This window comes from Antiquaquibacter soli, from assembly GCF_030580675.1.
Classification (GTDB): domain Bacteria; phylum Actinomycetota; class Actinomycetes; order Actinomycetales; family Microbacteriaceae; genus Rhodoglobus; species Rhodoglobus soli.
In genome coordinates this window covers 13,319-27,221 of the sequence record NZ_JAUQUB010000001.1, presented here as the reverse complement: position 1 = coordinate 27,221, position 13,903 = coordinate 13,319, and the positions used below count along the sequence as shown (strand labels likewise).

The window sequence follows — 13,903 nt, the reverse complement described above, 5'->3', positions numbered from 1 at the left end:
CTAACCTTTCAGCGCACCCGAGATGAGTGCGTTCTCCATTCGTTTCTTGAGCAGCAGGTAGCACAGGTACACCGGCACGAGCGTGATGATCGTGCCCGCCGCGAGCACTCCGTACTGGGACAGCTGGTTGGTGACGAGCGTCGGCAGCGCGACCTGCACCGTCCGGGTGTCGATCGTCGAGCCCGCGATGACGAGGGCGACGATGTACTCGTTCCAGATGTTGATGAAGTTCAGCAGCAGCACGGTCGCGAGCGCCGGCATCACGAGCGGCCCGTAGATGCGCACGAGGATCTGGAAGCGGTTCGCCCCCTCGACCGTCGCGGCCTCCTCGAGCTCCTTCGGGATCGCCCTCATGTACTGGGCGAGCAGGATCACCGAGAGCGGGATGGCCCCCGCGACGTAGTACAGGACGAGGAACTCGCGCGTGCGGTACAGACCGAGCCCGATCGCCAGGAACACGGTCGGCACGAGGGCGGCGAAGCCGGGGATGAGGAAGCCGAGGGCGAGGCTGCGCTCGACGAGCTTGCCGAGCCATCCGTCGCTCCTCGCGATCCCGTACGCGGCGGGGATCGAGACGATCACGATGAGGATCTCGGCGCCGATCGTCACGTACGCGGAGTTCAGCAGCGCGTCGCCGAGGCTCGTGAAGCTCCACGCCTTGAGGTAGTTGTCGAAGCGCCACTCGGGCGGGAGCGCGAAGCCGGCCGAGAAGATCTCGGTGTTGTTCTTCAGGGATGACACGAGCAGGAAGTACAGCGGCAGCACGAGCGCCGCGGCGTACAGCCACACGACGACGTGGGCGAGCCCCATGAGCGGGGTCGTGCGGGGGCGCGACCGACGGCGGCGCGCGACGGCGGGGGCGGTCATGTGCGGCTCCTCAGGACGGAACGGATGAGGATGGCGCCGAGGATGCCCGTGACGAAGAGCACCACCCCGACGGCCTGGCTGTACCCGATGTCGGACTGCTCGAACGCCTTCGTGTAGATGAGGAACGACAGCGTCTGCGAGCTCGTGCCCGGCCCGCCCTTCGTGAGCAGCAGCACGTTGGTCGCGGAGAGGAAGAGCGTCCACAGGAACTGCAGCATCGCGATGACGCCGACGAAGCCCTGCACCATGCCGAACGCGACGTGCCACATGGAGCGCCAGTGGCCGCAGCCGTCGATGCGGGATGCCTCGATGATGTCGCCAGAGACGCTCGTGAGCTGGGCGCTGAACAGGATCGCGAGGAACCCGATGCCCGCCCAGAGGTCGACGATCATGATGACGGGGAGGGCGGTGGCGCTGTTGGCGAGCCAGCTCGTGGTCAGAGCATCCAGGCCCACCGCCGACAGCAGCTGGTTGACAAGGCCGTTCGGGGACAGCAGCGAGTAGAAGATCATGGCCTTCGTCGACGCGGACAACAGCGACGAGGTGAAGAAGATGATGCGCAGCGCCCCCGCGAACGGCGGCTTGAGGAAGAGGTAGTAGCCGAGCATGAAGCCGAGCACGACCATGATCGGCACGACGATGACGAGCTGGAGCGCCGTGTTGCTCATGGCCTTCCAGAACAGCGGGTCGGCGAAGACGCGCTCGAAGTTGCGCAAGCCCACGAACTCGGACTTCGCGATGAGCGTCGTGCCGTTCTGCATGCTCATCACGAACACGCTCGCGAGCGGACCGACGAGGAAGATCACGAACCACGCGAAGGCGGGGAGCGCGTAGAGCGCGGCGGCGTTGCGGCGCCGGCTGTGGAGCCTGGCGCGCGCCCCGCCGCCGGGCCGTGCCCCCGGGGAGGGGAGCACGGCCGGCGAGGTGGGCAGGGAGGTCATCCGCCGTAGACGGAGTCGAGCGCGGCGCAGGCCGCGTCGGCCGTGGTGCCCGGCTGGAAGGCGAGGGCGGTCTGACGGATGAACTGCTCGGTGAGCGTGCCGGGGATGTACTTGTCCGGGTGGACGGCGTACTCGACGGTCGCGGGGAGCTCGCTCGTGATCTGGGCGAGCAGCGGGTTGATGTCGCTGTCGAGCAGCGCCGGGTCGGTCTCCAGGGCCGTGATGACCTGCGCCTCGTTCACGTAGCGCGCGGCGACCTCGGGGCTGTACAGGTACTCGATGAACTGGCGGATGAGGTCGATCTTCTCGACGCCCTTCGTGGAGATCCAGTACCCGTTCGCAGTGCCCTGGTAGGCGGTCGGGAGGTCGTACTCGCCGTCGGCCGGCACCGGGAACCCGCCGAACAGCACGTTCGGGGCGAGCGACTCCTCGACGTTGGCCATCTCCCACGAGCCGGCGCTCATCATGGCCGCCTGGCCCGTGTAGAAGGCGGCGGACATGCTGGATGCCTCGAGCCCGCCGGCGTCGTCGATGAAGACTCCCGCGTCACGCAGCTCGACGAACAGCTCGAGGCCCTTGAGGGCCGCCGGGGTCGAGCACCAGCCGCCGTTCGTGAAGACCTCCTTGGCCTCCTCCGGGGTGAGGTACGACTGGGCGATCTGCAGCAGCAGCTTCTGGCCGCTCCAGTCGTTGCCGCCGATCGCGAAGGGCTGGATGCCCGCCGCCCGCAGGGCCGCAGCAGCGTCGATGAGCTCGTCCGTCGTGGTCGGGATGTCGACTCCCGCCTGCTCGAAGAGCGCGGTGTTGAACCACACGGGCCACTGGTAGCCCTCGAAGGGGAAGCCCTGGACCTGTCCGTCGGAGTCGCGCGTCCACTCGGCGAGCGCGGCGGGCAGGAGGCGGTCGGTGAGCCCCCACTCGTCGAGGTACTCGTCGACGGGGACGACGATGCCGTTGTCGATCCAGCTGAGCGGGTTCGCGACGGGGTTGATGTTGACGAGGTCGGCCTGCTTGTTCGCGGCGACCGAGGTCTCGAAGACGAGCGGCACTTCCTCGCCGCCGAACTCGACGTTGACGGTGATGCCGGACTCCTCCGTGAAGTCGTCGATGACGGACTGGAAGAGATCGCCACCGGGGGTGCCCGGGGAGGCGGCCGTGAGGATCGTGATCGAGTCGGCGTCGGAACCGCCGCCGGCGGTGCAGCCGGCGAGGGCGAGGGCCGCGGCGGTCGACGCCGCGGCGAGGACGAGAGCGGGTCGTCTCGTTCGAGTGTTCATCTCAGCTCCATTGTTGAGGGGGTGCGGTATGCGGGTGAGGACCTATCGTGCGAGCCGGATGATTCGCCGTTCTCGGGCTCGCGGCTCCGATTCTAGTAAACCGGTTGAGTGGATACTACGTTTGGCGCTCGACGAGTGTCAATACTGCGCCCGAAACTGCGGGCGATAAGGCCGATGACGTAAGTAAACCGATTCACTTGAGAACCCAGCCCTCGAGTCCCGCGTCGAGGTCGGCCTCCGTCGCCCGGAGGACGAGACGGCCCTCGACGAAGTCCGGTTCGACCGGGGTGGCGGCGCCGTCCGCCCAGCGCTCGACCGCCTCGACCCCGCGGGGCAGCTCGAGCACGCCGGAGGTGATCGGGATGACCGCGGTCGGCCCGTCGAAGACCCCTGCGCCGTCGAGGGACACGAGCGCCCAATCGCCCGAGTGGGCGAGGGATGCGACGGCCGGGTCATCCAGCCGCCCCGCCGACTCGGCGCGCAGGCACAGGGCCGCGAGCACTCCGCCGCGTTCCACGCGGCCCCAGCTCACCACGCGCGGCTGCACGTCGATGCGGCCGAGCTCGGAATCGAGCCACAGCGGATCCCACCGCGAAGTCGTGCGGTGCCAACGGTTGATGGCGCGACGGCGGGCGAGCTGCCGCGCCGTCGGGCGCTGCCGCTCGTCGAAGAGCGGGAGCACCGCGCCCGGCGAGCCGAGCACGGCCGTGTCGAGCACGACCTCGCCGTCCTGGTCCCAGAAGTAGCCGCTCGAGCCGTTCACCACGACCCCGTGCGCGCCGAGCAGCGCCGCCCACACGCTCCAGTGCCGGTGGCCCTCCGCCTCCGCGTGGTCGCCGTGGTCGCCCATGTCGTCGAGCGCGACGAGGTCGGCGATCTGCGCGTGCAGAGGGTGGATGCCGTACAGCTGGATCATCACGCCCGGGTCCTCGTCCCGAGCCGCGTCCGCGAGGATTCGGTACAGGGAGTCGCCGAGCCGATCGCCGCGGTACGCCGGGTCGCGGGGCGCCCCCGTGTCCGGTCCGGGGAGCCCGTAGCCGAAGTCGAGCTTGATGACGGCCGGGCGGTACTCCCGGATGATCCGCCGCATGCGCTGCTCGAGGAACGCGCGCGTGCGCGGCGAGCTCGGGTCGAGCGCCCAGTGCGCGGCATCCCGGGGGTCCATGCCCCAGTTCGCGGTCCGCGGGGTGCCATCGACGCCGGGGATGAGGTCGTCGGGGCCGAGCCCCGCCTCCTCGAGGTCGACGATCCAGCCCACCGACTGCCAGAAGCCCACCTCGAGGCCGGCGGCGCGCACCGACTCGGCGGTCGCCACCAGGTCCGGGAAGCGGTCCGTGCGCGGAAGGCCGGATGACTCGCTCGACTCCCACCCGTCGTCGAGCACGTAGCCCTCCGCCTCGAGCCCCACCGCCGCCGCGACGGCCGCGGGCACGTCGAAGTCGCCGCGGCGGAAGTCGCCCCACGAGTTCCACGCGGAGGCGGCAGCGGCGGAGGACGCATCGGGGCGCCCGCGCTCGAACGACCGGAAGTACGAATCGAACGCCGCGACCGCGGTCCGCCCCCACGAGACGCGCGCGAAACTCGGCCAGCGGCGCGGGCCGGCCGGCGGCGCCCAGAGGTCCTCGCGGTAGCGCCAGCGCAGGGCGCCCGAGGTGCCCCGCATCTCGAGGGTGAGCGCCGCATCCGGCACCTCTCCCGCTCCGGCCAGGAGCCAGCCGCGGTCGTCGCCGAACGCCGCCGCGTACACCGGCCGCGGGAACGCCGCGCCGTAGGGGCTCCCGAGCGCGGGGCCGAAGAGCCCGAGCGGCACGGTCGCCTGCCCGAGGTCCCAGCGCCGCAGGATGCTCGCCGGCGGCGCCGGCCTCGCGCTCGGCACGCACACCGCCCCCGACCGGAAGTCGGGCCACTCGGGGAAGTCCGGGTCGGAGACCCGCGTGCGCTGCTCGTCGGTGAGGGAGCTCGCGCCGAGGAGGATGTCGACGAGGGCGAGCCCGCGCAGGTCGAGCTCGAGGTCGGCGAGCTCGAGGCCGAAGTCCGTCTCGCGCAGCGTCAGGGAGCCGGTTGCCTCTCCCCCGAAGTCGAGGCGCACGGCGGCGCCGTCGGGCGTGCCGCTTGCGTGCAGCGTGCGGCGGGCACCCGCGGCATCCTGCACGTGCAGCGCCGGGTAGAGCGTGCCCTGCCAGACCGGAGCATCGTCGGCGAGCGGGCTCAGCCTCGCGGCACCGCTGCCCTCGTCGAGCTGGAATCGGTAGCCGTGGTGGTCGATGATCATGGCGTGTCGCACCCCTTCGTGTAAACCGGTTTACAACGTAGGGGCGCACACGCATCCCGTCAAGGCTTCGCTCGTGTCGGCCGACTCCGGCAGACTCTCCGCATGGCGATCGACGTGCGGCCCGCGACCTCTTTCGACGACATCGCCACGATGGTCGGGCCGAAGAACCCCGATTCGAACGTCTGCTGGTGCCTGAGCTACCGCGTGCCCTCCAAGGTGAACCTGTCCCTGCACCGGCAGGAGCGCGGTGAGAAGGTGCGCGAGCTCCTCGCCGAGGGGCCGCCCGGCGTGCTCGCGTACGACGGCGACGATGTCGTGGGCTGGGCGGCCGTGCATCCGAGGGCCGACACGTCGTTCGCGACGAACCGCACGATTCCCCACGTGGATGACTCGGCCGTCTGGTCGGTGTGGTGCATCCGAGTGCGGCCCGGCCACCGCGGTCAGGGCATCTCGCACGCGCTCCTCGCGGGGGCGGTCGAGTTCGCCCGGGCACACGGCGCCCCCGCCATCGAGGGCTACCCGGTCGACAACGCGGGCGCGAAGGTCGACCTCACGATGGCGTACGTCGGCACCCGCGCGCTCTTCGAGAAGGCGGGGTTCGTGAAAGCCGCCGACACGACGTCCGTGCTCAACGGCTTCCCGCGGGTCGTGATGCGGCTGCCGCTGAGCTAGTGGTGGTGCTCGTGGTCGCCTTCGGCGACCGCGCCGACTCCGGGCCGCGTCCACTGGGCGGTCGGGCGTCCGTCCCGGCGCCAGAACGCGCACAACTCGCCCTGCGGCCATCCCTCCGGTGAGTCCTCCCAGACCTCCTTGCGGCCGTACACCGTCATGTCCAGAAGCTTGAGGGACACCAGCAGCACCTCGTTGCCCCGATCGGTCGTCTCGTAGGTGAGGTAGATCTTGTCGCCGACGCGCAGGTAGCTCGCGATCTCGCCGCCCATGTCCCCCGCGACCCCGACGTCGTCGACGCCCGCGGTGGAGTACCAGGGATGCTCGTACCCCATGAACTCGCGGAACGGCTCGAGCTCCTCCCACGCCCCCCTCGAGAGCACCGCGAACGCGACCCCGCGCTCGGCGAGGTAGATCGAGTTGCGGAAGTCCCAGACGCTCATCGTGCAGCCCTCGCACTGACCCTCGAACGGCTGGCCGTCCTGCCACATATGGCGGTAGACGACGAGCTCGTCGTGCTCGCCGAAGAGGGAGCTGAAGCGCACGGGCCCGTCGGCGCCGACGACCTCGACGTCAGGAACCTCGACCATGGGCAACCGGCGTCGGGCGGCCGCGATCGCGTCGCCCTCGCGGGTGTGGGCTTTCTCCCGCACGAGCAGCTCGTTCCGCTCGCGCAGCCACGACTCGCGATCGACGATGGCGGGGATGGCAACGGGGGTGGCAGTCGGGGCGGGGGCAGGCGCATCCATGTTCACAGCGTACACATTCCGGCGCGAACTCGCATCACCTTCCCAGGCGGGCTCCCCCTACCCTGGGAGCATGGACCTCGCCCTCGAGATCACGCCCGATCTCATCGTCGCCTTCCTCACCCTCATCGTTCTCGAGATCGTCCTCGGGGTCGACAACGTCATCTTCATCTCGATCCTCGCGAGCAAGCTCCCCGTCGAGCAGCAGGCCAAGGCCCGCAACCTCGGGCTCACCCTCGCGATGATCATGCGCATCGGGCTGCTGTTCGCGGCATCCTGGCTCATCAGCCTCAAGGACGACCTCTTCACCCTCTTCGGGATGGGGTTCTCCGGTCGCGACCTCGTGCTCATCGCCGGTGGTGGCTTCCTCATCTACAAGGCCGTGCACGAGATCCACGAGAAGCTCGAGGGGGCGGCATCCGACCACTCCGGCGGCAAGGCCAAGTCGGTCACGTTCGTCGGCGTGATCATCCAGATCCTGCTCATCGACATCGTGTTCTCGTTCGACTCGGTCATCACCGCCGTCGGGATGATCGACAGCCTGCTCGTGATCGTCGTCGCCGTCGTACTCTCGTTCGGCGTGATGCTGTTCTCCGCGAAGTTCATCTTCGCGTTCGTCAACAAGCACCCGAGCGTCAAGATGCTCGCGCTCGCCTTCCTCGTGCTCATCGGCGTGTTCCTCATCGCGGACGGCTTCGGCGTCAAGATCGACAAGGCGCTCATCTACGTACCGATGGCATTCGCGATCGTCGTCGAGGCGCTCAACCTCGCGTACAAGCGGCGCATCGAGAAGCGGCAGGGTGCGGCGATCGAGCCTGTGCACCTCCGCCACGCCTACACGAAGGCGGATGACCGGCCGGCCGTCGCGGCGGCGACGTCCCACAACCCGGATGCGGGTGCCGTCTCGCTCTCGCGCAAGCCCGTCTCGGGCGCCGTCTCGCCCGACGACGACCACCAGGAGCCCGCCGGCCTCGGGTAGCAGCCCACTCCACCCTGTTTCTCAGGAATATCCGGGCGCCGGTTGCACTATCCACCCGGTGGTCGCATATTCCTGAGAAACGGGGGGGGATGCGGCATCCGGAGGCCGCGCTCAGCGGCACCCCGCGCACGCGCGCAGCAGCCCGCCGCGAACGACGGCTCGGGTTCCGGCGTTCGCAGCGAACTGGGTCTAGCGAGCAGCCAGCTCCTCGAGCACCGCCTCGAGCTGCTCGACGGCGAAGTCGAGGTCCTCGGGCTCCACCACGATCGGCGGGGCGAAGCGGATGGTCGAGCCGTGCGTGTCCTTGACGAGCACGCCGCGCTCCATGAGCAGCTCGCACACCTCGCGGCCGGTCGCGAGCGACGGGTCGATGTCGACTCCCGCCCACAGCCCCATGCCGCGCACCTCCGTGACGCCGCGCCCGAGGAGGGAGCGCAGTCCGCCCATCAGCCGGTCGCCCAGGATGCTCGCCCGCTCCTGCATGGCGCCCGACTCGAGCAGCTCGACGACCGCGAGTCCGACCGCCGCCGCGAGCGGATTGCCGCCGAACGTCGAGCCGTGCTCGCCGGGACGCAGCACCCCGAGCACATCGGCGTTGCCGACGACCGCCGACACGGGAACGATTCCCCCGCCGAGCGCCTTGCCGAGCAGGTAGAGGTCGGGCACGACGCCCGACCGGTCGCACGCGAACGTCGACCCGGTGCGCCCGAGCCCGGACTGGATCTCGTCGGCGATCATGAGCACGCCGTGGCGCGAGGTGATCTCGCGCACCGCCTCCAGGTAGCCCGGCGGGGGCACCACGATCCCGGCCTCGCCCTGGATCGGCTCGAGGAGCACGGCGACGGTGTTCTCGTCGATCGCGAGGTCGAGAGCCGCGGCATCCCCGTACGGCACGACCACGAAGCCGGGGGTGAACGGCCCGAAGTCGGCGCGCGCCTGCTCGTCGGTCGAGAAGCTGATGATCGTCGTCGTGCGGCCGTGGAAGTTGCCGTCCATCACGATGATCGTCGCGCGATCGGCCGGTACGCCCTTGACGCGGTAGCCCCACGCGCGGGCGACCTTCACGGCCGACTCCACGGCCTCGGCGCCCGTGTTCATGGGCAGCACCATGTCTTTGCGGGCGAGACGCGCGAGAGCCTCCGCGAAGGGCCCGAGGCGGTCGTTGTGGAACGCGCGGCTCGTGAGCGTGATGCGGTCGAGCTGCTCGCGCGCCGCGGCGACGAGCGCGGGATGCCCGTGCCCGAAGTTCACCGCGGAGTACGCCGCGAGGCAGTCGAGGTAGCGCCGGCCCGAGACATCCGTCACCCACGCCCCCTCGCCGGAGGCGACGACGACCGGCAGCGGGTGGTAGTTGTGCGTGAGGTGGGCCTCTTCGGCCTCGATGAGGTCGGCGCTCAGCGGCGAAGTTCCAGAGTGCAGCACTTGACGCCTCCTCCCCCGAGCAGCAGCTCCGACAGGTCCACCCCGATGGGGTTGTAGCCGCGCTCGCGCAACTGGCGCTCGAAGTCCTTCGCGCGCGAGGCGATGACGACGTTGTAGCCGTCGGAGAACGAGTTGAGGCCGAGCACCGCGGCATCCTCCTCGGTGACGACGACCGCGTCGGGGAAGCGGGTGCGGATCTCCTCGAGGGATGCCTCGTCGAACGCGCTCGGCAGGTAGGCGATGTTCGCCGGCTCGGGTCCTGTGCCGTCGGAGAGCACGGCGATGGCGGTGTCGAGGTGGTAGAAGCTCGGGTTGATGAGCTGCAGCGACACCACCTCGCGGCCGAAGATTCGCGCGAGCTCGTCGTGGCTGCCCGAGTCGGTGCGGAAGCCCGTGCCCGCGAGGATGACGTCGCCAACTCGGAGGAAGTCGCCTTCTCCCTCGTTGACCTCCTCGGGGGCACGGACGTCGAAGCCCTGCTCGCGGAACCAGTCCATGTAGGCGGGGCCCTCCGGCTGGCGCTGCGGGTAGGTGAAACTCGCGCCGTACGCGATGCCGTCGAGGACGAAGCCCCCGTTCGCGGCGTAGACCATGTCGGGAAGTCCCGCGATCGGCTCGATGAGGTGCACGTCGAATCCGAGGTCGAGGTAGGTGCGGTACAGCACCTCCCACTGCGCGACGGCGGTGGCGGTGCTCGTCGGGTCCTCGGGGTGCATCCACGGGTTGATGCGGTAGCTGACCGTGAAGTGCTCGGGTCGGCACATGAGCACGGTCTTGGGCTGCGGGATGCGGCTCGTGGCCGTCGTCGCGGGATCGGTCATGGTCATGCATCCAGTGTCACACGCACCTATCCGCAATGTCAGAGCGTGCAGCGCACCGAACCTGCGTCTGAGTATGCCCTCACGCACGATTTCATCGTAGGATGCACGGATGGACAGCCTCGACTACGGCATCATCGACCTCCTCCGCCAGAATGCGCGCGCCGGCTACGGCGACATCGGCGAGGTCATCGGCCTGTCGGCCTCCGCCGTGAAGCGCCGCGTCGACCGGCTCGTCGCGGACGGCGTCATCCGGGGCTTCACCATCCAGGTCGACCCCGCCGTCGACGGCATGGCGACGGAGGCCTACGTCGAGCTGTTCTGCCGCGGCACCGTCGCCCCCGAGGAACTCAAGCGCATCCTCTCCGGCGTGCCCGAGGTGGTGGATGCGGGTACCGTCACCGGCTCGGCGGACGCCATCGTGCACATGCGCTCCCGAGACATCCCCTCGCTCGAGGTCGCGCTCGAGAAGGTGCGCATCGCCCCCAACGTGGACCACACGCGCTCCGCCATCGTGCTCTCGCGGCTCATCCACCGCACGCACGACTGACGCTCGCTCGTCGCCCCTCGGTCCCCCGATCCGCGCCTTTCGGCGCGATCCGGACGCCGCGGCCTGCGGATCCCGCCGAAAAGCACGGGCGGGCATCCGAGAACCGCGGCGGCCGCGCCACCACACGCGGCCGCCGGGGTGACCTCGCCCCTTAGCTCGCGCGCGGCGATTGCTGCGCCGCGAGCCCGCCGTCGATCGCGATGACCTCGCCCGTGAGCGTCGGCGCGCTCCCCGAGGCGAGGTAGGCGACGAGGCTCGCGATCTCGCGCTGGGTCGTCTCGGCGCCGGCGGGGATGCGCGCGCGACGGCGCACCGCCTCCTCGTCGCCGATCGCCTCCCAGCGGTCGCTCCACACGTAGCCCGGCGCGATCGCGTTGACGCGAACCCCGTACTCGGCGAAGTCGATCGCCATGCTGCGGGTCATCCCGTCGATCGCCGCCTTCGACGTGTTGTACGCGAGGCGGTCGTGGATGGCGCGCTGCCCCGCGAGCGAGGAGATGTTCACGATCGACCCGCCGCCGTGGGCCGCCATCGCCCGCGCCGCGAGGATGGAGCACTGGTAGGTGCCGAAGACGTTCACCTCGAGCACGTCGCGGAACAGGTCCCCCGACTGGTCGAGTGCTGCGACGTCGGTGATGCCGAGGTGCGCCGCGTTGTTCACGAGGATGTCGAGCCGGATGCCGCGGACCTCGAGCTCCGCGAAGGCCTCGGCGACGGCATCCGGGTCGGCGAGGTCGAAGGCGAGCGACTGCGGCGCGGAGCCGGGCACGGCCGCGGCGACGCGAGCGGCCGCCTCCTCGGCTCCGTGCAGTCCGTGCACGAGCACTCTCGCCCCCTGCTCCGCGAGCTCGGTCGCGATCGCGAGCCCGAGGTTGTGGGCGGAGCCGGTGACGAGGGCCCACTTGCCCTCCAGCGGCCGGGTCATACGGTCATCCCCTCGTGCGACGTGTCGTGCCGGGCCGCCTGGTCGGCGGGCCGGATGTCGGTGAGCGCCCCCGAGTAGTGGCGCAGGTCGTGGCGGACGAACGGATGCCCGGCGAGCGCCGCCTCGTCGATCTCGACGCCGAGTCCCGGGGCGTCGGACACCCGGGCCACCCCGTGCGCGATGACGGACGACTCGGTCGCGATCTCGCCGCGCCACGGCACGTCGGTCGCCATCGTCTCGAGGTAGCTGAAGTTCGGGGAGCACGCCGCGAGCTGCAGCGTCGCCGCGTTGGCGACCGGCCCGGACGGGTTGTGCGGGGCGAAGCCGACCTGCCAGAGCTCGGCGAGGGCGCCGATCATCCGCGTCTCCCAGATCCCGCCGGCGTGCGACACGTCCGGCTGCACGAAGTCGGCGCAGCCCGACTCGAAGACCTCGCGGAAGTCCCACCGCGTGTACAGCCGCTCGCCGAGCGACAGCGGCGTCGTGGTGCGCTCCTTGAGCCGCGAGTAGTTGGCGAGGTTGCCGGGGATGAGCGCCTCCTCGAGCCACAGCACGTCGACTCCCTCGAGGGCGTGCGCGATGCGCTGCGCGGTCGGCAGCTCGAAGCGCCCGTGCGCCTCGATGATGATCTCGGCGCGCCCCTCGACGGCGGATGCGACGGCCTCGACGACCCGCATCGACGCGGCGAGCTCGGCCGCCGTGAGCGACCGGAACGCCGACCCGAACGGGTCCCACTTGATCGCCCGGTAGCCCCACTCGGCAGCCTCGACCGCCTTGTCGGCGAACTCCCGCGGGGAGCGCGCCCCCGCGAACCAGCCGTTCGCGTAGCACGGGATGTCAGCGCGGGCGGCACCGCCGAGGAGCCCGTGCACGGGCATCCCGGCCGCCTTGCCCTTGAGATCCCACAGCGCCATCTCGATGGCCGAGAGCGCGCTCGTGAGCACCGCTCCCCCCCGCCAGTACGCGTCGCGGTAGGCCTCCTGCCACCAGCCCTGGATGTCGCCGAGGTCGCGACCGCGCAGGGACGCCTCGAGCACGAGGATCGCCTGCTCGACGGCGTGCTCCTTGTACTCGAGCGTCGCCTCGCCCCAGCCGTGCAGGCCGTCCTCGGTCTCGAGCTTCACGAGCACCCAGTTCGTGCGGTAGGCGTCGCACAGGTAGGTGGTGAGCGCGCGGAGCCTCATGCGCGGTCCCGATCGAGTCGCGGGATGCCCGAGCGGATCGTATCGGTGATGCTGCGGTGCCACGGCACGTCGTCCCAGAACCCGAGGAAGTGGGGGTGGCAGAAGTTGGCGCTGCAGTCGAACGAGTACCCGCGACGGGCGGCGATCGCGGTGCCGATCTCGGCGGTCTCGCGGTGGATGCGCCAGTCGAGCAGCGGGTGGTCGAGCCAGTTGACGAGCCCCCACGCCTCCGTCTGGCCGACGTGCAGGTTGTGCGGGCGGGCCGCGGCGACGACCCGGTCGACCTGGTCCTCGAACTTCGCGACCCACTCGCCCTTGCGGGACTCCCAGGCCTCGAGCACGGCGGCGTAGGTCTCGTCGTAGTGGTAGTCCTGGGGGATGAGCCGGGCATCCTCGGCGTAGGCGTTGCCGCCCTGCTCGGTGCGGAACAGCTCCCCGGGCCGGCCGTGCCGCTCGATCGTGCGGGAGTAGTCGGAGACGTCGTCGAAGCCGGGCAGGTAGTTGAGCCAGATGTGCACGTCGAGGAACTCGAGCACGCCGAGGTCGAGACCCTCGAAGTAGCGCTCGAAGCTGTCGAAGGTGAAGCTCGTCGAGATCGTGAGCTGCGGCCAGCTCGCCCGCAGGCGCTCGATCGCCTGGGAGATGAAGCCCCACAGGAAGTCGCGCTGCCGGTCGTTGTAGCCGCCCTTCGGGTTCGGCGGCCACGCCATCGTCTTCACCGTCCGGTGCAGCCACGAGAAGACGTGGCCGTTGGGGTACTCGTTGAGCACGTCGAGGTACACGACGGTATCCATGAGTCCGTTCGCGTCGATGAACTCGAGGGTCTCCTGCCACACGCGCACGAACTCGTCGAGCCCCTCGATCTGCTCGTTGCGACGGTCATCCGTCGGCTTGAACCACGTCGACAGGGCGACCTTCACGCCGTGCTCGCGGCACTTCGTGAGGAACTCGACGAGAGCCTTGCGCGGCTCGATGTACATCGTCCACGGGTTGCCCCACATGCCGAAGCCGTAGAACTGCGGGAACTGGTTGGGCACGTCCTTGAAGCGCTCGACGAGGTCTCCGCCCGGTCCCCGCGCGATGAGGTGCGGGAAGACGTCGATGCGCACGGCGTCGTAGCCGCGCTCGACGAGCTCGGAGAGGGCGCGGTCCCAGTCCTCGAAGCCGCCGCCGCGGTAGCGCCGACGGAGCCACGACGAGTCCCACATCGTGATCGACAGCGGCTGGGTGATGAGGTCGAGGCTCGTCATTGC

At 70.0% G+C, this 13,903-nt stretch carries 13 protein-coding genes; 3 read left to right on the top strand and 10 right to left on the bottom strand.

Translation table 11 applies throughout. The features are described from left to right. From Q5716_RS00120 to Q5716_RS00105, 4 genes are all read right to left on the bottom strand, one after another. Positions 1–867 (bottom strand): carbohydrate ABC transporter permease, encoded by an 867-nt coding sequence (locus Q5716_RS00120; RefSeq protein ID WP_305001056.1) that lies wholly within the window; start codon positions 865–867, stop codon positions 1–3. Further along, positions 864–1,808: a carbohydrate ABC transporter permease gene (locus tag Q5716_RS00115; RefSeq protein ID WP_305001055.1), complete on the bottom strand. Its 945-nt coding sequence runs from the start codon at positions 1,806–1,808 to the stop codon at positions 864–866. Before Q5716_RS00115 ends, Q5716_RS00120 begins: the two co-directional genes overlap by 4 nt. Next, positions 1,805–3,085: an ABC transporter substrate-binding protein gene (locus tag Q5716_RS00110; RefSeq protein WP_305001054.1), complete on the bottom strand. Its 1,281-nt coding sequence runs from the start codon at positions 3,083–3,085 to the stop codon at positions 1,805–1,807. The genes Q5716_RS00115 and Q5716_RS00110 overlap by 4 nt, the downstream gene beginning before the upstream one ends. Before the next feature lie 193 nt (positions 3,086–3,278). Further along, positions 3,279–5,369, bottom strand: a complete 2,091-nt coding sequence (locus tag Q5716_RS00105; RefSeq protein ID WP_305001053.1) for an alpha-amylase family protein — start codon at positions 5,367–5,369, stop codon at positions 3,279–3,281. 90 nt (positions 5,370–5,459) lie between these two features. On the opposite strand from Q5716_RS00105, the gene Q5716_RS00100 reads away from it, so the two are divergent. After that, positions 5,460–6,029 (top strand): GNAT family N-acetyltransferase, encoded by a 570-nt coding sequence (locus tag Q5716_RS00100; RefSeq protein ID WP_305001052.1) that lies wholly within the window; start codon positions 5,460–5,462, stop codon positions 6,027–6,029. Here the strand turns inward: Q5716_RS00100 and Q5716_RS00095 are convergent. Further along, entirely contained in the window at positions 6,026–6,775 is a 750-nt protein-coding gene (locus tag Q5716_RS00095) for a DUF899 family protein (RefSeq protein WP_305001051.1), read from the bottom strand. The genes Q5716_RS00100 and Q5716_RS00095 overlap by 4 nt on opposite strands. A 70-nt stretch (positions 6,776–6,845) precedes the next feature. Here Q5716_RS00095 and Q5716_RS00090 point away from each other — a divergent pair, with 70 nt between their 5' ends. Next, positions 6,846–7,751, top strand: a complete 906-nt coding sequence (locus tag Q5716_RS00090) for a TerC family protein (protein ID WP_305001050.1) — start codon at positions 6,846–6,848, stop codon at positions 7,749–7,751. Positions 7,752–7,940: 189 nt separating this feature from the next. Here Q5716_RS00090 and rocD read toward each other — a convergent pair whose 3' ends face one another. Beyond that, a complete protein-coding gene (gene rocD, locus Q5716_RS00085; RefSeq protein WP_305001049.1) occupies positions 7,941–9,173 on the bottom strand; it encodes an ornithine--oxo-acid transaminase in 1,233 nt (410 codons plus the stop codon). Next, positions 9,146–10,000, bottom strand: a complete 855-nt coding sequence (ddaH, locus tag Q5716_RS00080; RefSeq protein ID WP_305001048.1) for a dimethylargininase — start codon at positions 9,998–10,000, stop codon at positions 9,146–9,148. The genes rocD and ddaH overlap by 28 nt, the downstream gene beginning before the upstream one ends. Positions 10,001–10,103: 103 nt before the next feature. On the opposite strand from ddaH, the gene Q5716_RS00075 reads away from it, so the two are divergent. After that, positions 10,104–10,541: an Lrp/AsnC family transcriptional regulator gene (locus Q5716_RS00075; protein WP_305001047.1), complete on the top strand. Its 438-nt coding sequence runs from the start codon at positions 10,104–10,106 to the stop codon at positions 10,539–10,541. Between the two features lie 151 nt (positions 10,542–10,692). Here the strand turns inward: Q5716_RS00075 and Q5716_RS00070 are convergent, their stop codons facing one another. From Q5716_RS00070 to Q5716_RS00060, 3 genes are read right to left on the bottom strand one after another with little or no spacing between them, the layout of a single operon-like run. After that, positions 10,693–11,466 (bottom strand): SDR family NAD(P)-dependent oxidoreductase, encoded by a 774-nt coding sequence (locus Q5716_RS00070; RefSeq protein ID WP_305001046.1) that lies wholly within the window; start codon positions 11,464–11,466, stop codon positions 10,693–10,695. Then, positions 11,463–12,650: a mandelate racemase/muconate lactonizing enzyme family protein gene (locus Q5716_RS00065; protein WP_305001045.1), complete on the bottom strand. Its 1,188-nt coding sequence runs from the start codon at positions 12,648–12,650 to the stop codon at positions 11,463–11,465. The genes Q5716_RS00070 and Q5716_RS00065 overlap by 4 nt, the downstream gene beginning before the upstream one ends. Then, positions 12,647–13,900 (bottom strand): cellulase-like family protein, encoded by a 1,254-nt coding sequence (locus tag Q5716_RS00060; RefSeq protein ID WP_305001044.1) that lies wholly within the window; start codon positions 13,898–13,900, stop codon positions 12,647–12,649. The genes Q5716_RS00065 and Q5716_RS00060 overlap by 4 nt, the downstream gene beginning before the upstream one ends. Positions 13,901–13,903: the final 3 nt, after the last annotated feature.